Annotated in this window: 15 protein-coding genes and 1 pseudogene; 8 read left to right on the top strand and 8 right to left on the bottom strand. The window is 62.8% G+C overall.

Annotated elements, in window-relative coordinates:
- The first annotated feature begins 42 nt into the window (after positions 1-42).
- Both ACVJGD_RS27475 and ACVJGD_RS27480 read left to right on the top strand, forming a co-directional pair.
- Positions 43-1,446, top strand: a complete 1,404-nt coding sequence (locus ACVJGD_RS27475) for a DNA-processing protein DprA (protein ID WP_456637170.1) — start codon at positions 43-45, stop codon at positions 1,444-1,446.
- 69 nt (positions 1,447-1,515) lie between these two features.
- Positions 1,516-1,962 (top strand): GNAT family N-acetyltransferase, encoded by a 447-nt coding sequence (locus ACVJGD_RS27480; protein WP_456637171.1) that lies wholly within the window; start codon positions 1,516-1,518, stop codon positions 1,960-1,962.
- 6 nt (positions 1,963-1,968) lie between these two features.
- Here ACVJGD_RS27480 and ACVJGD_RS27485 read toward each other — a convergent pair whose 3' ends face one another.
- Complete coding sequence (locus tag ACVJGD_RS27485) at positions 1,969-2,343, bottom strand: hypothetical protein (protein WP_456637172.1); 375 nt, start codon at positions 2,341-2,343, stop codon at positions 1,969-1,971.
- Between the two features lie 320 nt (positions 2,344-2,663).
- On the opposite strand from ACVJGD_RS27485, the gene ACVJGD_RS27490 reads away from it, so the two are divergent.
- Complete coding sequence (locus tag ACVJGD_RS27490) at positions 2,664-4,334, top strand: PAS domain-containing protein (protein WP_456637173.1); 1,671 nt, start codon at positions 2,664-2,666, stop codon at positions 4,332-4,334.
- Positions 4,335-4,531: 197 nt separating this feature from the next.
- Here the strand turns inward: ACVJGD_RS27490 and ACVJGD_RS27495 are convergent, their stop codons facing one another.
- The 5 genes and pseudogenes from ACVJGD_RS27495 to ACVJGD_RS27515 form a co-directional block, all read right to left on the bottom strand.
- On the bottom strand, positions 4,532-5,233 hold the full coding sequence (locus tag ACVJGD_RS27495; protein WP_456637174.1) for an AprI/Inh family metalloprotease inhibitor: 702 nt from the start codon (positions 5,231-5,233) through the stop codon (positions 4,532-4,534).
- Positions 5,234-5,246: 13 nt separating this feature from the next.
- Complete coding sequence (locus tag ACVJGD_RS27500; protein WP_456640392.1) at positions 5,247-6,236, bottom strand: 2-hydroxyacid dehydrogenase; 990 nt, start codon at positions 6,234-6,236, stop codon at positions 5,247-5,249.
- Positions 6,233-7,021 carry an ABC transporter permease gene (locus ACVJGD_RS27505; protein WP_456640393.1) on the bottom strand — a complete coding sequence of 263 codons (789 nt, stop codon included), beginning with the start codon at positions 7,019-7,021 and terminating at the stop codon, positions 6,233-6,235. Before ACVJGD_RS27505 ends, ACVJGD_RS27500 begins: the two co-directional genes overlap by 4 nt.
- 12 nt (positions 7,022-7,033) lie before the next feature.
- Positions 7,034-7,828: pseudogene (locus ACVJGD_RS27510) on the bottom strand (ABC transporter ATP-binding protein); the annotation flags it as partial.
- A gap of 20 nt (positions 7,829-7,848) precedes the next feature.
- The gene (locus ACVJGD_RS27515) at positions 7,849-8,868 is read right to left on the bottom strand and encodes an ABC transporter substrate-binding protein (protein ID WP_456637175.1); all 1,020 of its coding nucleotides are present in this window, start codon (positions 8,866-8,868) and stop codon (positions 7,849-7,851) included.
- A 247-nt stretch (positions 8,869-9,115) separates the two neighbouring features.
- Between ACVJGD_RS27515 and ACVJGD_RS27520 the strand changes: the two genes are divergently transcribed.
- The 4 genes from ACVJGD_RS27520 to ACVJGD_RS27535 all read left to right on the top strand — a co-directional run bounded on the left by ACVJGD_RS27520 (position 9,116) and on the right by ACVJGD_RS27535 (position 14,270).
- Positions 9,116-9,949, top strand: a complete 834-nt coding sequence (locus tag ACVJGD_RS27520) for a creatininase family protein (protein WP_456637176.1) — start codon at positions 9,116-9,118, stop codon at positions 9,947-9,949.
- A 119-nt stretch (positions 9,950-10,068) separates the two neighbouring features.
- Positions 10,069-10,344: a hypothetical protein gene (locus ACVJGD_RS27525; RefSeq protein ID WP_456637177.1), complete on the top strand. Its 276-nt coding sequence runs from the start codon at positions 10,069-10,071 to the stop codon at positions 10,342-10,344.
- Between the two features lie 506 nt (positions 10,345-10,850).
- Positions 10,851-12,851 carry a carbohydrate porin gene (locus tag ACVJGD_RS27530; RefSeq protein ID WP_456637178.1) on the top strand — a complete coding sequence of 667 codons (2,001 nt, stop codon included), beginning with the start codon at positions 10,851-10,853 and terminating at the stop codon, positions 12,849-12,851.
- Between the two features lie 105 nt (positions 12,852-12,956).
- Positions 12,957-14,270, top strand: a complete 1,314-nt coding sequence (locus ACVJGD_RS27535) for an ABC transporter ATP-binding protein (RefSeq protein WP_456637179.1) — start codon at positions 12,957-12,959, stop codon at positions 14,268-14,270.
- A gap of 136 nt (positions 14,271-14,406) precedes the next feature.
- Here the strand turns inward: ACVJGD_RS27535 and ACVJGD_RS27540 are convergent, their stop codons facing one another.
- On the bottom strand, positions 14,407-16,032 hold the full coding sequence (locus tag ACVJGD_RS27540; RefSeq protein WP_456637180.1) for an FMN-binding glutamate synthase family protein: 1,626 nt from the start codon (positions 16,030-16,032) through the stop codon (positions 14,407-14,409).
- A gap of 297 nt (positions 16,033-16,329) precedes the next feature.
- Positions 16,330-17,103: a ferredoxin--NADP reductase gene (locus ACVJGD_RS27545; RefSeq protein WP_456637181.1), complete on the bottom strand. Its 774-nt coding sequence runs from the start codon at positions 17,101-17,103 to the stop codon at positions 16,330-16,332.
- 290 nt (positions 17,104-17,393) lie between these two features.
- On the opposite strand from ACVJGD_RS27545, the gene ACVJGD_RS27550 reads away from it, so the two are divergent.
- Positions 17,394-18,347, top strand: a complete 954-nt coding sequence (locus tag ACVJGD_RS27550) for an ATP-grasp domain-containing protein (RefSeq protein ID WP_456637182.1) — start codon at positions 17,394-17,396, stop codon at positions 18,345-18,347.
- The last annotated feature ends 306 nt before the right edge of the window (positions 18,348-18,653 follow it).

Genomic DNA, 18,653 nt, shown 5'->3' on the forward strand with positions numbered 1-18,653 from the left:
CAGCAACAAAACACTAGCGCTTTCATTGGCAGGACATGACTCATGACGCTGACGTTATCAGCAAACACACAAGCGATCCTGTTGGTGACCGCTCCCTTGATCGCTGGACGCGGTAATTCCTCATCGGACCTGCTATCGCCCGGTGAGTACAAGCACCTTGTCCGCCGCTTGCGCGAAATACAGCGCCAGCCAGCAGACCTCTTGTCTCCAGGTGCCGCAGACTTGATTCATGACTGTCGGCCTGTCGTTGACGAAACTCGTCTGCAGCGTTTATTGGGGCGGGGTTTTCTGTTGAGCCAAGTCGTCGAGCGCTGGCAGTCCAGGGCGATCTGGGTGGTTAGTCGAGCGGATGCTAACTATCCTCAGCGCCTAAAAACACAACTGAGAGAAGACGCTCCGGCAGTGCTGTACGGGTGCGGCGACATAAGCCTTCTGGAATCCGGCGGCCTCGCCGTTGTTGGATCTCGCGATGTAGACGATACGTTGATTGCCTACACGAAGAACGTCGGTCGACTAGCCGCCAATGCCGGCAAGACCATCATCTCTGGCGGAGCGCGTGGAATTGATCAAGCAGCGATGCTCGGCGCACTAGAACAAGGCGGTAAAGCGATCGGTGTTCTAGCTGACAGTCTCGAAAAGAGCGCGATGAACCGCGAGAACCGCAATGTGCTCATCAATGGGCAATTGGTGCTGATATCATCCTATGATCCCAGCGCTGGGTTTAATGTCGGCAATGCCATGCGGCGCAACAGGTTGATCTACGCCTTGGCCGAGGTCGCGCTGGTAGTGAACTCTGATTTCAACAAAGGTGGTACCTGGGCTGGCGCAACCGAACAGCTAGATAAGCTGCATTTGGTCCCAGTCTACGTACGATCCACCGGGGAAACCTCTGCGGGCATCGAGGCCCTGCGCAGAAAAGGCGCTGTTGCGTGGCCGGACCCGTGGGACGCGGACGAACTCAAGGAAGTGTTTACCGCTGCCACGTCGGGGACTGTTCAGGCCGCGCCTGATCTACTTTCAATTGATCCGCCAGTAGAAACCGTTTCCAAGACGACGTCGGAAATTGAACCTGACATGCAATCCGGACCGAGACCCGCAGCGGAATCGCCGCTGCCGGTCTTCGCTGTCCATGAGGACTCTGGCATAGCAGAGCCCTCCGATACGCACATCCCGCCAAAAGGAGGTGAGCTGGAGGGACGTCCGGCAAGCCGCGAAACATTAGTGCAGGCGCCGAACGAGCCAACCGACGCATTGTTAGCCGCTGCGCGTGAGGCATTTCAACAGCTTCTGGTTACACCCATGAAGGACATCGAGATCGCCGCAGCTTTGAATATCTCAACCGCACAAGCCAAGATGTGGTTGAAGCGCTTTGTCGATGAAGGTGTTCTGGAAAAGCGGAAGAAGCCTAACGTCTATGTTGTCAAACAGCTTCGCCTGTTCGAGTGATAGGGAAATTGGTCAGGTCTTGAAGGGGATGCGGCTGATTCAACGCATGATCCGAAAAGGAGCGGCAACATGGAATGGACGTCCGATCAGGACCGGATCGACTGGAGCGTGCTGTCGGAGCTCTATCGCGTCGCTCCGCTCGGTGACAAGAAACCGGAGGACCTGAAGCGCGCCTTCGGAAACAGCATGTACAAATGCTTCGCGTTCGAGGAAGGCATCCTCGCCGGTGCGGGACGTGCTGTCGCTGATGGTGTCGATTGCTCCTACATCTGCGACATCGCGGTTCACCCGCGTTTTCAGGGGCGAGGCCTCGGCAAGGAGATCGCCACCCGACTGCGGGATCTGTCGCGCGGCCACAGGAAGATCATCCTGTACGCCAATCCCGGGACCGAGGGACTTTACGAAAAGCTCGGCTTCCGGTGGATGCTCACGGCGATGGCGATCTTCAGCAACGAGGACGCTGCAATCAAGAAGGGCTTGATCGAGGCCTCGGCTCGCGGCGCGGATCGCGTCTAATGCGTCTCACGGCGCGACCCAGCGCCGCACTGCATCCATCGTATCGGCGGGCGTGGTGTTGAAGCAGATCGAGGCCTCCGGTGCCAGCCGGTGGACCAGGTTGAGGATCTTCTCGAACAGCAGCAATTGCGAAGCGGGCTCGCGCAGGCCCGCGCCGATGACGATGCAGTCGAACCGATTCGACTGTAGCGCCGAGACAACCACTTGCTCGGCGGTATCGCCGAGATCGACCAGGCAGGCCTCGGCCTCATAACCATGGTCGCGCAACTGAGCGATCTGCCCGTCGATATAGTTCCTGATCAGTTCCGGCGTGAGCTGCGGAAAGGCGCTGAAATCCGCGAATGCGGGATCGATGCCGATTGCAAGCACGGTCGTCGCCATTGCGCGCTCCTGGTCCGAAGCCGGATCGAGACATGAACAGCCAACGCCGCACACGCCAACGGTGTTCCTCGCCCCGTCACACGGAGAGGTGACGGCGAGTGGAGACTTACTCGAAAGAAAGCGCCGATCGGTACGTCGTTTTATGTCTTCGACGCGACGCAATATTGGATCTCGGCGATTTTGTCGGCGGCAACCCGATGTTTAAGGGACCGTTCACACGATGCTGAGAGGCTTCTTGCATCGTATTGGAATTGATTCGCCGGTCGCAAATACCAGCGCGACAATTGCGTCGCCTGGCCTCCAGCCCAGGAACTTAAGAGATGTTTGGAAACCGGAAATCGCGTGCCGGTGAAATTGCCAGGACTGCTGCTGACGTCATCACCGCCAACCTGATGGTCGCGGATGCGTCACTGACCATCACTTACATGAATCGCGCGGTGACCGGGCTGCTCACTGAAGCAGAAGCCGACATCCGCAAGGAGCTGCCGGGCTTTTCAGTCGCCAAGCTGATCGGCGGCAGCATCGAGGTGTTTTACAGGGATTCCGCCCATCAGCGCCACGTGCTGGGGCAGTTGAAGTCGCCGCACCGGGAGACCATCAGGTTCGGCGGACGCACCTTCGATCTCACGTTTACGCCGCTCGCCACGGACGACGGGCAGCGCTCGGGCTTCGCCGTCGAATGGTTCGATGCGTCGATCCGGCTGCAGAACCTCGATTTCCGGGCGCAGACCATGGCCATCGGCCGCGTCCAGGCAGTGATCGAATTCAATCTCGACGGCACCGTCATCACGGCCAACGAGAATTTCCTGCGCGCTCTCGGCTACTCGCTGGCCGAGATCCAGGGCAAGAGCCACAGCATGTTCGTCGAGGCATCGTTCCGCGACAGTCCAAAGTATCGGGAGCTCTGGCAGAAGCTGAACCGCGGCGAGTTCGAGGCCGGCGAATTCAAGCGGATCGGCAAGGGCGGCAAGGAGGTCTGGATTCTTGCGTCCTACAATCCGGTGTTCGACGAGAACGGCAAGCCGTTCAAGGTGGTCAAATTCGCGACCGATGTGACCGAGCAGAAGCTGCGCAATGCCGACTTTGCCGGCCAGATCGCGGCCATCGACAAGTCGCAGGCCGTGATCGAGTTCGCGATGGACGGCACGGTGAGAACGGCGAACGCGAATTTCCTGAAAACGCTGGGCTATACGCTGCACGATATCCAGGGCCGCCATCACAGCATGTTCGTCGATCCGTCCGAGCGTGACACGCCGGCCTATCGGGAGTTCTGGGCCGCACTGAATCGCGGCGAATACCAGGCCGGTGAATTTCGCCGCATCGGCGCCGGCGGGCGCGACGTCTGGATCCAGGCCTCCTACAATCCGATCATGGATCTCAACGGCAGGCCGTTCAAAGTCGTCAAATACGCCTCCGACGTTACCGCCCAGGTTATCGCGCGGCTGAAGAGCGAGCGCGTCCGCGGCATGATGGAGCAGGTCGCGGCCGGCGCCGAGGAATTGAATGCCTCGGTGCGCGAGATCTCGGAGGCGATGGTCAAGTCGAAGGAAACGGCCGTGGCCGCCACCGACCATGTGCAATCCGCCGACCATCAGGCGCAGCGGCTGACCGCCGCGGCCGCCTCGATGAGCGGCATCCTGCAGATGATCGGCGACATCACCGGTCAGATCAACCTGCTCGCGCTGAACGCGACCATCGAATCCGCGCGCGCCGGCGAGGCTGGCCGCGGCTTTGCGGTTGTCGCCGCCGAGGTCAAGAACCTCGCCAACCAGGCCAAGCAGGCGACCGACAAGATCGGCGTCGAAATCGACTCGCTCAATGGCATCTCGGCCGACGTGGTCACTGCGCTCGGCACGGTCCGCCGGTCGATCGAGGCGGTGGGCGAATATGTGACGTCGACGGCCGCCGCGGTCGAGGAGCAGAGCGTCGTCACCGGCGAGATGTCGTCGAGCATGCAGCGCGCCGCCAACGAGGCCGCGGCCATCGGCTGAGGGCGGCGGGTTCTGATTTCACCTCTCCCGCTTGCGGGGGAGGTCGGCGCGTAGCGCCGGGTGGGGGCTCTCTCCCCGCAGAAAGTCCCATCGCGGAAACACCCTCACCCCAGCCCTCTCCCGCAAGCGGGAGAGGGAGCGCAGCTTCCATCGCGGATGCAGTTCGACCTGATCTCGTCGTTACTTTAATGGCGCTACTACTGGTCGCGCAGCATGATCAGGGGGTCGGCGCTGTCGGGGACCTTGCGCCACTGCGCGTTGTCGTCGGCCTCGAACTGCCAGGTCTCGCCCTTCTGCGACATCAGGAGCATCTGGCCGTGATCGAGCCGCCAGACCGTCGGCGCAAACGCCGTTACCGCCGGATCGCATTTCGGCTTCAGGAAGAGCTGGAAATTGTCCTGGCCGGCCTCGGTGTTGGTCAGCGTCAGACCGCAGATCGCCTGTCCGTTGCCGCGCACCATCGACCAGTCGCCGATCATCTGGTCCATCGACTTGGCGAGCGAGCGGGCGGCGGCGAGGTTTTGCAGGATGTAGACGCCTTCGCCGGTCCGATGCCCTTCAAAGATACCGCTCTCGACCTCGGTGAAATCGATCACCGGTTCGCCGGCCGCGTTCTGCAGCCGCACGATGTCGAGGCCCTTGATGTTCCAGGCGGTGATGTCCTTGGTGAAGGGAAGCGCCGCCGGGCAGGAGGGCTCGAGCTCGAGCTTGAGGCCTTGCGCCGTCGTATCGCCCTTCAGCGTGACGACGCAGGTCTTGCTGCGCTCGGTGGTGGCAAGCTCCCACTGCCCGATCATTTCCTTTTTCAGCGACGCGGCATCCTGGGACGACGCAGGTCCAACGCCGCCGGCGATTGCAAGCAGCATTGCGGCCACGACGCTGAAACGGCGGACTGACATCGACGATCCCTGATCAACGTCCCTTTACCGGAGTCTCTGCGACAGGCGTGAGCGGCGGCTTGCCTGCGAACCAGCTCTTGAGATTGTCGACCACGAGCTGGTCCATGGCATTTCGTGTTACCACGGAAGCCGAACCGACATGTGGCAGCAGCACGACATTCTGCATCGACTTCAGCTCGTCCGGCACGTTCGGCTCGGCGGCGAACACGTCGAGCCCGGCAGCCAGGATGGTCCCCGATTTCAGCGCGGCAATCAGCGCCGGCTCGTCCACCACGGAACCTCGCGCGACGTTGATCACGACGCCGCGCGGGCCGAGCGCCTTCAACACGTCGGCATTGATCATCTTTGCGGTAGAGGCGCCGCCGGGCACGATCACCACCAGCGTATCCACCGCCTTCGCCATCTCGACCAGGTCGGGATAGTGCTGGTAGGACACGCCGGCCGCGGGCCTGCGCGAATGATAGACGACGGGAACAAGCGAAGCCTCGAGCCTGCGGCCGATCGCCTGCCCGATCCGCCCCATGCCGACGATACCGACCTTGCGGTCGCGCAGCGAGCCGACGCTCAAGGGATAGTTCTGCGTCTGCCAGAGGCCGGAGCGCACGTAGCGGTCGGCTTTGACGAATTCGCGCAGGGTGGCGATCAGGAGACCCATGGCGACGTCGGCGACCTCCTCGGTCAGGACGTCGGGCGTGTTGGTGACGACGATGTTGTGCTCACGCGCATAAGCGGAATCGACATGGTCATAGCCGACGCCGAAGCTCGAGGCGATCTCGAGCTTCGGGAATTGCGCCAGCACCGCCTTGTCGGTCGATACCGTGTGATAGGTCACGGCCATGCCACGGATCTTGGCCTTGGTTTCCGGCGTCAACCGCTCGAGATCGGCGCGGCTCTCGGCAGTGTGCCGGATGAACTGGTCGGGAAAGCCATTCTGCAGAATGGGACGGATCGGCCCGTAAACCAAAAGGTCGATCTTGTCGGAAGAGATACTTGCAGCCATCAGCTTTCCTTTCCAAGCGCGCTCTCGTGCCAGCGCCGCAATACCAGATGCGAAATTAGCGCCAGCACCCCATAAATGACAATCCCGGCGACCGAGAGCAGGAACAGCGCCGCGAACATACGTGGAATGTTGAGACGATAGCCGGACTCGGCGATGCGGAAGGCGAGGCCGGAGCCTGCGCCCGCGGTACCGGCCGCGATCTCGGCTACGACTGCGCCGATCAGCGACAGACCGCCCGCGATCCGCAATCCGCCGAGGATGAACGGCAGCGCCGCCGGCAGTTTCAGGAAACACAGCGTCTGCAGCCGTGTCGCGCCGTAGAGCTGGAACAACCCGGCAAGATTGCGGTCGACCGAATTGAGCCCGAGCGTGGTGTTGGACAGCACCGGAAAGAACGCAACGATCCAGGCGCAGACGACCACGGCGGTCTGTTGCTGCAGATAGATCAGAAGCAGTGGCGCGATCGCGATCACGGGCGTGACCTGCAGGATCACCGCATAGGGGAAGAGCGAATATTCCAGCCATTTCGACTGGTTGAACAACAGCGCCAGCGCGATGCCGCCGATCGCGGCGGCCACAAAGCCTTCCAACGTGGTCAGTAGCGTAACGCCCAGCGATTGCGACAACACCGGCCAGTCGCTGATCAGGGTCTCGAACACCGCCACCGGCCCCGGCAGCACATAGGGCTGGATATGGTTGACGCGAACGATCGCTTCCCACAGCAGGATGGCGGCCGCGAAGACGACGACCGGCAATAGCAGGCGGACCGCATGCAGCGAGGACTTCATGCGCCGGCCTGTCCCGCATAGGCCGCGCGCCAGCGCGCCCGAAACCTGGCGGCAGAAGCCGGCATATTCGGCGGAGGTGCGGAATTCCTCGCCGCGCGGCTCGCTCGCGCTGATGCGAAACTCCGCGCCGATCCGCCCCGGCCGCGCCGTCATCACGATCACGCGCTGCGAAAGATACACCGACTCGAACACCGAATGGGTGACGAAGATCACGGTCTTGTGCAGCTTGCGCCAGAGCGCGAGCAGATCGTTGTTGAGGCGGAAACGCGTGATCTCGTCCAGCGCCGCGAACGGCTCGTCCATCAGCAGAATATCGGGATCGGTGACCAGCGCCCGCGCCAATGAGACCCGCATCTTCATGCCGCCGGACAATTCGCGCGGATACGCTCGCGCGAATTCGGCAAGCCCGACCTGCGCCAACGCCTCGTCGATGCGCGCATCCGCCTCGCTGGTCGGCGCATGCGCAAGCTTCAATGGCAGGCGGACATTTTCGCGAACGCTCGCCCACGGCATCAGGGTCGGCTCCTGGAACACGAAGCCGATCGGGTGATGGCCGCGCACCTCCGCCGCGAGGCGGGAGACGCGGACCGTGCCGGTGGTCGGCGCGGCGAGCCCCGCGATCAAGCGCAGCGCGGTGGACTTGCCGCAGCCCGACGGCCCGACCAGCGACACGAATTCTCCCCGCTCGACGTCGAGGTCAACAGGTCCGAGCGCCGCCACGCCGCTGTCATAAATTTTCGTGACCCCGCGCAGGCTCACCGCGAGCGGAGAGCCGGCGTCCAGTTCGCTCGAGGCTTGCTCGGCCATCACGAGAGCAATCTTCGTGCTTAATTCTTCGGCCGCAGGTTCAGCCCAACGCCCTTGTTGACGAAGCGCAGCGTATAGGCCTGGCGGAAGTCGATATCGGAGCGAACGACGCCGGCCCGCACCATCTTGTCGAAGAAGCTCGCCATCCGTTCGTCGGTCATGGCGCCGATGCCGTTCTTCAGGGAGTCGCCGGAATCGACGATGCCGTATTGCTTCATCTTGTCGATGGAATAGCTGAGCAGTTCGTCGGTCATTTCCGGATTGAGCTTCTTGATCATGGCGTTCGCTGCGGCATTGTCGCCATAGAGATAGTTGTACCAGCCGATGATGGAGGCGTCGACGAAGCGCTGGACGAGATCGGGCTTCTTCTCGACCAGTTCGCGGCGGGTCTCGATCAGGGTCGAATAGGTGTTGAAGCCGTAATCGGCGAGCAGGAAGATGCCGGGCTTGAAGCTGGCTGCCTTCTCCACCGCGAACGGCTCCGAGGTGACATAGCCCTGCATCGCGCTTTTCTTGTCCACGATGAAGGGCTGCGGGTTGAAGGTGTACGGCTTGACCTTGCTCTCGCTGAATCCGTATTCGGATTTGAGCCACTGGAAATAGGTCGTCATCCCCTCCTTGGAGACGAGCAGCGTCAGCGGCTTCAGATCCTCGAGCTTGGCCGCCTTGACGTCCGGATGGGTCAGCAGCACTTGCGGATCCTTCTGGAACATCGCGGCGACGGCGACCAGCGGCACGTTGTTGGTGACCGCATCGAAGGACTGCAGCGAGTTCGCGCTCATGAAGAAATCGATCTTGCCTGCGATCAGGAGGATGCGATTATTGTTATTGGGACCGCCGGGCACGATGGTGACGTCGAGGCCATAGTTCTTATAGGTGCCGTCGGCCACCGCCTGGAAGAAGCCGCCATGCTCGGCCTCAGCGACCCAGTTGGTGCCGAACGAAACCTTGTCCAGGGTCTGGGTGTTTGCGGGCGCAAAGGCCGCGACCAGGGCGAAAACAGCTATAGTTAACGCTCGCAGCAAAAAGGCCCGCTTCATGGTTGGACTCCGTCGCTTGTTATGGCCCATGATGGGTGATGGACGCCGAATGCGTCCGCGGCAGGGCCGGCAAATTACCTCGCAAATTCGCGCAAAGGAACGCTTAGAGCATGATCCGGAAAAGTGGAAACCGGTTTTCCCTCGCGACAGACGCGAAGCGTTTGCGCGGAGATCATGCTCAAACAAAGAGATGAATCATGATCCGATCGGTCCGATCGGATCATGATCGAGCAGAGAAACGTTTGGCATGACGTCCACTGTTCCACCCCGAGACTGGAGCGAAATCCGCTGGCCGGAGATCGCTGGCGCCGATCCGGCGCGCTGGATCGCGGTGCTGCCGCTCGCGGCGACTGAGCAGCACGGCCCGCATCTGCCTCTCGGCACCGACATCATGATCGCCGAAGCCTATCTGGCGCTTGTGCACGAGCTGTTGCCCGTGAGCCTCCCCGCCACCTTCCTGCCGCTGCAACCGGTCGGTATTTCCACCGAGCATGTCGATTTTCCGGGTACGCTGACGCTGCCGACCGATGTCGCATTGAAGACGTGGATGGCGCTCGGCGAGAGCGTCGCGCGTGCGGGCGTCAAGAAGCTCGTGATGGTCACGAGCCATGGCGGAAACAGCGCCGCGATGAGCCTGGTCGCGCAGGATCTGCGCGCGCAACACGCCATGCTGGTGGTCACTACAAGCTGGTCGCGGCTGAGCGCGGCGGAAAAGCTGTTTGCGCCTGAGGAAGTGCGCCACGGCATTCACGGTGGCGCGGTCGAGACCTCGATCATGCTGGCGCGCTATCCGCAGACGGTACGCATGGACGCGATCGCGGATTTTCGTCCCGCCAGCATCACGATCGAAAAGGATCACCGCTGGTTGTCGACGCAACGGCCCGCGCCGTTCGCCTGGCAGACGCAGGACCTGCATGCAAGCGGCGCAGTCGGCGATGCGACGCAGGCTACTGCGGAGAAGGGCGAGCGCCTGCTCGATCACGGCGCACGCGCATTCTGCGAGCTGCTTGCCGATGTCGATAACTTCGACGTGAACAAGCTCGCGAGCGGGCCGCGCTTATCCACTAAGCCGCTGTTCTGACAGCCGAATAATCGACGACCACCGCCTCCCTCCTCTGCTTCGAACCGGAATCGCGGAGGCTCCGTCCAACGGTGCGTGCGGGCCATCCCGGCACCGCCTTCAACAGGATGGAGTTATCCATGTCGATCAAGACCAAGATTGCTGCTCTCGCTCTCGCCACGCTCGCTGTCACTGGCACGATCGCGACTTCGACCACGCAGGCGCAAGCCAAGCCCTTCCACCATCACCACTGGGGCTGGGGCGTCGGTGCCGGCCTCGTCGGCGCAGCGGTTGTCGGCAGCGCCATCGCCGCGAACAACGGCTATTACTACGACGGCTATCGCCGCTGCGGCTGGGTTCGCCAGTACGATGCGTTCGGCAACTACATGGGCCGCGTGCGTACCTGCAATTTCTGATCGATCGACGGAGCGGTTTTGGTTGACGCGTTTTCTGCGCAGATAAGTCTACGCAATCTGCGTAAACTCGATTGCTACGCGAACCGATAAACCTTCCCGCGCACTATGCGGGACAAGCTTCGCTCGAAAACACGTCGACCGTGGATTGTGCGTCCGGCACTGGCGCCTCATCCACCCCGTGTCGTACCCGACCCGCCCGGTCGTCCCCCGGGCGGGTCATCCATGTCGGGGGCTGCGACATGGTGATCGCGCCTCCTGTTGCAAAACTGTCATTGAGCGATGCGATCCAGCGATAACGACCAGCCGCTACTTGCTATTGCGAATTATTCGCAATAAGGATTGCGGTACAGTGTGGCTTCCCCGATCTGGCGCGAGCGCGGGGAATCAGGACATGCGACCGGGGCAGAGGCGGCGTGATGATTTCGTGTTGGGGATGGCGTCGTAGCGGCGCTCCGGGAACGGGCACGCCGAACCGTCGCGACGTCCAGTTTGGAAATATCTCCGCCATGCCCCGCCGCGGCCGATCCCTTGAGCAGTTTCTTGGCGGCGTCGCGGTCGCGACGTTTGCCCTGAGTAGCCCGGCGGTGGCGGCCGATATCAAACCACCGGTCAAGGCGCCCTACGCACAGCCGCTGTTCGACTGGACCGGGCTCTACGTCGGCGCACATGCCGGCTACGGTTTCGGCTCCTCGAATGCAGCGCTGGCCGATCCCCTCGTCACCACCGCCAGCAGCAGGGTGAGCGGCATGATCGGCGGCGTGCAGGCCGGCTACAATGTTCATCTGCCCTCGGGCCTGCTGCTTGGCGTCGAAGGCGATCTGACCTTTCCGAACTATCTGCCCTCGAATTCAGTAGTAACGTCGCTCGCAACGCCGCGCTCCGACTTCGTCGAGCAATGGGACTATGTCGGCACGATCCGCGGCCGCCTCGGCTATGCGAGCGGCCCGTGGCTCGCTTATGTGACCGGCGGCTTCGCCTATGCCGGCGGGCGCTTCCTCAACACGTCTACGGCGATCGGCGAGGAGGAGAAGGAGATCCATGTCCGCCTTGGCTGGGCTGCCGGCGCGGGCTTCGAATATGCCTTCGCGCCGCACTGGACCGCGCGGCTCGAATATCTCTACAGCCGGTTCGACAGCGCCAACATCCAGTTGCTGCCGTCGGGGACGCGGTATTCCTCCAGCCTCGACTTCCAGTCGGTGCGCATCGGCCTCAACCGCAAGATCGATTGGCCGGGCGCCCCGGGCCTGACACCGAAGACGGATATCACCGATCCCGAATCCGATCGCTGGGAGATCCACGGCCAGACCACCTACCTGCCGCAGGGCTATCCGGCGTTCCAGGCGCCCTACAGCGGCACAAACAGCCTGACGCCGGCGCGGCAGGCGCAGGCGACCTGGAGCAACAGCCTGTTCCTGAATGCGCGGCTCTGGGAAGGCGGCGAGGTCTATTACAATCCCGAGCTGCTGCAGGGCTTCGGCTTGAACGATACCGTCGGCCTCGGCGGCTTTTCCAGCGGCGAAGCGCAGAAGTCGAATTTCCCCTACCCGCATTACAACACCTCGCGCTTGTTCGTGCGCCAGACCTTCGGCTTCGGCGGCGAGCAGGAGGAATTGCCGAGCGGGCCGACCCAGCTCGGCGGCAAGGTCGACGTATCGAGACTGACGCTGCAGGCCGGCAAATTCGCCGTGCTCGACGTGTTCGACGGCAACGCCTACGCCAAGGACACGCGCAGGGATTTCATCAACTGGGCGATGTGGGCGCCGGGCGCGTTCGACTATTCCGCCGACAAGGTCGGCCTGACCTATGGCGTCACCGCCGAGCTCAATCAGAAGCGATGGGCGCTGCGCGGCGGATATTTCCTGATGCAGTCGGTATCGAACGCCAACAGCTTCGACACCAACGTGTTCGAGCGCGGAACTTACGTGCTCGAATACGAGGGGCGCTATTCGCTGTTCTCGCTGCCGGGCAAGATACGCACGATCGCCTGGCTGAACAGCGCCTTCTCCGGCAGCTATCGCGAGACGCTGGACAATCCGGCCCTCAATCTCGACATTGCGCTGACCCGCGCCGGCCGCATCAAATACGGCTATGTCATCAATCTCGAACAGGCGCTCTCCGACGACCTTGGCCTGTTCGGCCGCTGGAGCTGGAATAACGGCAAGACCGAGATCATGGCCTTCACCGACATCGATGCCTCGCTGTCGATGGGCGCCTCGATCAAGGGTACCAAATGGGGCCGGCCGGATGACGTCATCGGCATCGGCGGCGCGATCAATTCGCTGTCAAACGACCACCGCGATTTCATCGCCGCCGGCGGCCTCGGCATTCTGATCGGCGACGGCGCGCTGAACTACCGCCGCGAGCGCATCCTCGAAGCCTATTACGCCTACGCCCTGACCAAGCAGGTCACCTTGACGGCGGACTATCAGTTCATCACAAACCCGGCCTATAACGCCGACCGTGGTCCGGTGCACATCTTCTCGGGAAGGCTGCATGGGGAATTCTAGGGCCTATCTTCTCAGGGAAGATCGCGCTCCCACGAAAGGACGGCGCGGACGATCGGTTTAAAGAACGTTGTCCTGCCACCTTCGCCTCGGTGATGAGGAGCCGCCATGCTCGAACAATCCGCTGAGCCCAACCTCATCGACATCCGCGGCGTCTGCCGCTCGTTTCCCAAGGGCAGCGGCGACAACCTGCTGGTGCTCGAAAACGTCGACCTGACCATCCGCGCCGGCGAGATCGTCGGCCTGCTTGGCCGCTCCGGCTCGGGCAAATCGACGCTGCTCCGTATCATCGCCGGCCTTGTCGATCCCTCCTCGGGCGAGGCGGTCTGCCGCGGCAAGAGGATCGCGGGTCCGCCAAACGGCGTCGCGATGGTGTTCCAGTCGTTCGCGCTGTTTCCCTGGCTCACGGTTCTGCAGAACGTCGAGCTCGGGCTCGAAGCGCTCGGCATCGATGCCGCCGAGCGGCGCACCCGCGCGCTGGCCGCGATCGACCTGATCGGCCTCGACGGCTTCGAATCCGCCTACCCCAAGGAATTGTCCGGCGGCATGCGCCAGCGCGTCGGCTTCGCGCGTGCCCTGGTGGTGCATCCGGACCTCTTGCTGATGGACGAGCCGTTCTCGGCGCTCGACGTCCTGACCGCGGAAACGCTGCGCACCGACCTGATCGATCTCTGGACCGAAGGCCGCCTGCCGATCAAATCGGTGCTGATGGTGACGCATAATATCGAGGAGGCGGTGCTGATGTGCGACCGCATTCTCGTGTTCTCGTCCAACCCGGGCAGGGTGGCGACAGAGATCAAGGTCGATTTCCCGCATCCGCGCAACCGGCTCGATCCGGCGTTCCGGCAGCTCGTCGACAGCATTTATGGGCGCATGACGCAGCGGGCCGAGGCCAAGTCGACCACGACGACCGAGGCGGTGTCCGGCGCAGGCGTCGGCATGGCGCTTGGTCATGTCTCGTCCAACGAACTGTCCGGCCTGATCGAGACGCTGGCAGGACCGCCCTATCACGGCCACGCCGACCTGCCGGTTCTCGCCGGCAGCCTGCAAATGGAGACGGACGAGATCCTGCATCTCGGCGAGTCGCTGCAGCTCTTGCGTTTCGCGCGCTTAAGCGAAGGCGACCTGGTGCTGACGGAAGCCGGCCTGCGCTTTGCCAATCTCGAAACCGACGCGCGCAAGAAACTGTTCGCCGAGCATCTGATCAATTACGTGCCGGTGATAGGCCTGATCCGCCGCGTGCTCGACGAGCGCCCGTCCCACACCGCGCCCGCCGCGCGATTCCGTAACGAGCTCGAGGACTACATGTCCGAGGACTATGCGGACGAGACCCTGAAGACCATCGTCTCATGGGGACGCTACGCCGAGCTGTTCGCCTATGACGAACAGTCGGAGACGTTCAGCCTGGAGAACCCGCATTAGCACGGCTCCCTCTCCCGCGCAGCGGGGGAGGGTCGGGGTGGGGGTGCTTCCACGATGGGACCGTCCGTGTGGAGAGAGCCCCCACCCGGCGCTGCGCGCCGACCTCCCCCGCAAGCGGGAGAGGTGGAGAGAAGTGCTACCCCGCCGGCTGGAATGAATCGGCGCGGGCCATGGCCCAGGCGTCGCGGAAGCGGCGGTCCTGGGTGCCTTCGAGCAATTCGCCCGGGCGCAGCGTGGGATAGAGTTCGGCAAAGGTACGGACTTCCGTGGTCGACGTCCGCTGCGTGAAATGGATCGGCCGCAGCTCCTGCGGATGCTCGAGGCCGGCGGCGGCGAGCAACTCCGCCAGCGCATGCAGCGTCGCGTGGTGATAACTGCAGACGCGATCGATCTTGTCGGGCACATAGAGGGCGCGGTTGCGGATCGGGTCCTGCGAGGTCACGCCGGTCGGACAGCGGTCGGTGTGACAGCTCAACGACTGGATACAGCCGAGCGCAAACATGAAGCCGCGCGCCGAATTGCACCAGTCGGCGCCGATCGACATCGCGCGCGCCATGTCGAAGGCGGTTGCGATCTTGCCGGACGCACCAATCTTGATGCGGCTGCGCGCGTTAATGCCGACCAGCGCGTTGTGGGCGAAATTGACGCCCTCGCGCATCGGCATGCCGAGATGGTCCATGAATTCGAGCGGCGCAGCACCAGTGCCGCCCTCATTGCCGTCGATCACGATGAAGTCGGGATAGATCCCGCTCTCGAGCATCGCCTTGCAGATCGCGAGGAACTCCCAGGGATGGCCGATGCACAGCTTGAAGCCGGCGGGCTTGCCACCGGAGAGCCTGCGCATCTCGCCGATGAACGCCATCATCTCGAGCGGAGTCGAGAACGCCTTGTGCGACGACGGCGAAATGCAGTCTTCGCCTAAGGGAACGCCCCTGATCTTGGCGATCTCTTCCGAGACTTTCGCCGCCGGCAATACGCCGCCATGGCCGGGCTTGGCGCCCTGGCTGATCTTGAGCTCGACCATCTTGATCTGCTCGTCGGCGGCGACGCGCGCGAACTCGTCCGGATTGAACGTGCCGTCGCGATTGCGGCAGCCGAAATAGCCGGAGCCGATTTCCCAGATGATGTCGCCGCCCTTCTCGCGGTGATAGGGGCTGACGCCGCCTTCGCCGGTGTCATGCGCGAAGCCGCCCTTCCTGGCGCCGGCGTTCAGCGCGCGCACCGCGTTCGGGCTCAGCGCGCCGAAGCTCATCGCGGAGATGTTGAAGACCGAGGCGGAATAAGGCCTGGTGCAATCGGGACCGCCGATGGTGATGCGGAATTTCTCTTTCGAATAGGGTTTTGGCGCCACCGAATGGTGCATCCACTCGTAGCCCTCGCGGTAGACGTCCTCCTGGGTGCCGAACGGCCGCTTGTCGAGCACCATCTTGGCGCGCTGATAGACCACGGCGCGGGTATCGCGGGAAAACGGCATGCCGTCCTTCTCGCTCTCGAAGAAATACTGCCGCATCTCGGGGCGGATCTCTTCGAGCAGGAAGCGCAAATGCGCCGAGATCGGATAGTTGCGCAGCACCGCGTGATTCTTCTGCATGAGGTCGCGGACGCCAAGCAGCGTCAGCGCGCCGAAGATCAGCAAGGGCACCAGGATGACGTCGATGAGCTTCCGGTCGAAGATGCCGAGCACGAGCAAGAGCGCAGTGACGACCGAGCAAATCGTGAGCACGATGAAGCGCGGCGAAAACGGAAGCAGCAGCGTTTCCATGAAACCCCTCAGCGGATCCTGCCGGATTGGCGGGCGGAGAGCCTAGTCCATCCCGCGCCATCCGCCATACGGTATAATCGGCTTTCGGGTTCACGGATGTGACACCGACGCTACACGATCCGGGGTAGTGTATTGCGCCGCAACGAAGGGGGCACCCGCCGTCATTCCGGGGCGATGCGAAGCATCGAGCCCGGAATCCATCGGGCCGCAAACGCTGGCGGAGGAATGGATTCCGGGTTCGCGCTGCGCGCGCCCCGGAATGACGGCGAAGAGAGTTGGCTTAAAACTCGAAGCCGATCAGCGCTCGACGAAGGCCTTTTCGATCACGAAATGGCCGGGCGCGCTGTGGCTGCCTTCGGTGAAGCCGCGGGTCTCGAACAGCTTGCGCAGGTCTTCCAGCATCGCCGGGCTGCCGCACATCATGATGCGGTCGGTTTCTATATCGAGCGGCGCCTGCTGGATATCGTTGAAGAGCTGGTTTGACGTAATCAGGTCGGTGATGCGGCCGCGATTGCGGAAGGGTTCGCGCGTCACGGTCGGATAATAGAGCAGCTTCTCGGCGAGCAGCGGACCGAACAATTCGTCGTCGCGCAAATTGGCGACCAGGTCCTCGCCATAGGCGAGCTCGGCCACCTGGCGGCAGCCATGGACCAGCACGATGCTCTCGTAGCGGTCGTAGACCTCGGGGTCCTTGATCAGGCTCGCAAAGGGCGCGAGTCCGGTGCCGGTCGACAGCAGCAGCAGCCGCTTGCCGGGGATGAGATTGTCGGTGATCAGCGTGCCGGTCGCCTTGCGGCCGACCAGGATGATGTCGCCTTCCCGGATCTTCTGCAGCCTGGAGGTCAGCGGACCGTCCTGAACCTTGATCGAGAAGAACTCGAGCTCTTCCTCGTGATTGGCGCTCGCCATCGAATAGGCGCGCAGCAGCGGCCGGCCATCGATCTCGAGACCGATCATGGCGAACTGGCCGTTCTGGAAGCGGAAGCCGGTATCGCGGGTGGCTCGGAAGCTGAAAAGCGTATCGGTCCAGTGACGAACAGAAAGTACCTTCTCTCGATAGAACGCGCTCATGTGTCTGGTTTTTCCGATTGACCTTACATAAACGAGGTCGAGCAGCGGCTGCTCGACCGCACGAAAGTGACTGACATCAAGGGGAAGCCCGCCTGCCCGTCGCGCCGCTGACACACATAATGGAATTCGTCCATTGTGCAATTGCGAACTCGGCATGGCTGTCGATTGATTTCGCAGAATGATTCAAAACATCGTTGTTAAGGTTTCCGGCGCGGCGCAATTAACTTGCTGGAAATGATGCCGATCGAGCAATTAATTCCACGACGTGCCATTGAGAGAGGAAAATCGACTTGGCGATCCCAAGCAGCCAGCGGATCTTTGTCGACGCGGTCACGAAATATTGCCTCGCCCGTAACATTACGGTCGAGGTGAGGTCCGAGGGCTGGCTGATCGTCATGCGGCGTGGCGAGCGGCGGCACCTCGCCTTCGCCTATGACGTCGGGCTGAACAGCGCGGTCGCGCACCAGATCGCCAACGACAAGGCGGCGACCGCCGACGTCTTGCAATGTTCCGGCGTGCCCTGCATCCCCCACAGCCTGTTCCTGGGACCGAAGCTTGCGGCCTATGCGCCGGCGTCCGGCTCCTGGGAAACGATGCTGCGCCTGCTGGCCGAGACCCCCCGGGGACTCGTCGTCAAGCCGAACGAGGGAACGTCGGGCGACGACGTCTTCCGGGTCACGACCAAGCGTGCGCTCGAGAACGCGGCCGGCAGGATCCTCGCGGCCTATCCAAGCCTCGCCATCTCGCCCTATGTCGGGATCGAGGAGGAGGTCCGCGTCGTGCTGGTCGATGATCTCCCGGTCGTCGTCTACAGCAAGGAGCGGCCGTTCGTGATCGGCGACGGCAGGCATTCGCTGCTCGAGCTTGCGCTCGCGACAACACCGGCCGAGCGGCGATCGACGGTGCTGCTGCCCGGCCTGACCGCCGAGTTCAAGCGGGCCGAACTCGACGCGATCGTCCCGGCGGGCGAGCGGCGCATCCTCAACTGGCGCCACAATCTCGATTCCGGGGCGCGGCCGGTGCTGCTGAAGGAGGGCGAGGACCGCTGCGCCTGCATCGAGATCGCAATCAAGGCCGCGAGCGCGATCGGCATCCGCTTCGGCTCGATCGACGTCGTGCGCACCGACGGCGCCTGGCAAATCCTCGAAGTCAACGCCGGCGTGAAGATGGAGGCGCTGAGCCGCTCGCACCCGGAATTGGTGTATGCCGCGTATGAAGCGGCGCTGGATAAGGTGTTTGCGTAATGAGGCAGCGACGCTGTGAGACCCTCATGGTGAGGAGCGCGGAACGCGCGTCTCGAGACGATGCTGCGCATCGCTCGGAGAACCATGAGGCCCCGCCGGTGGCCTCGCTCTTCGAGACGGCCGCGGAGCCTGTCATCGGGCCGCGCTTCGCGCGGACCCGTTGGCGGCCTCCTCAGGGTGAGGGGAGAAGTTGGAGTGCGCTGCTCTCTGCCCGTCATTACGAGCGCGGCGAAGCATGTTCCAGTTGTAGAATAGACACGTGAGGACTAGCGTCGCGGGCAGCGCACAATCTGTGCAATCGGTCGC

This window comes from Bradyrhizobium sp. USDA 10063, assembly GCF_054063735.1.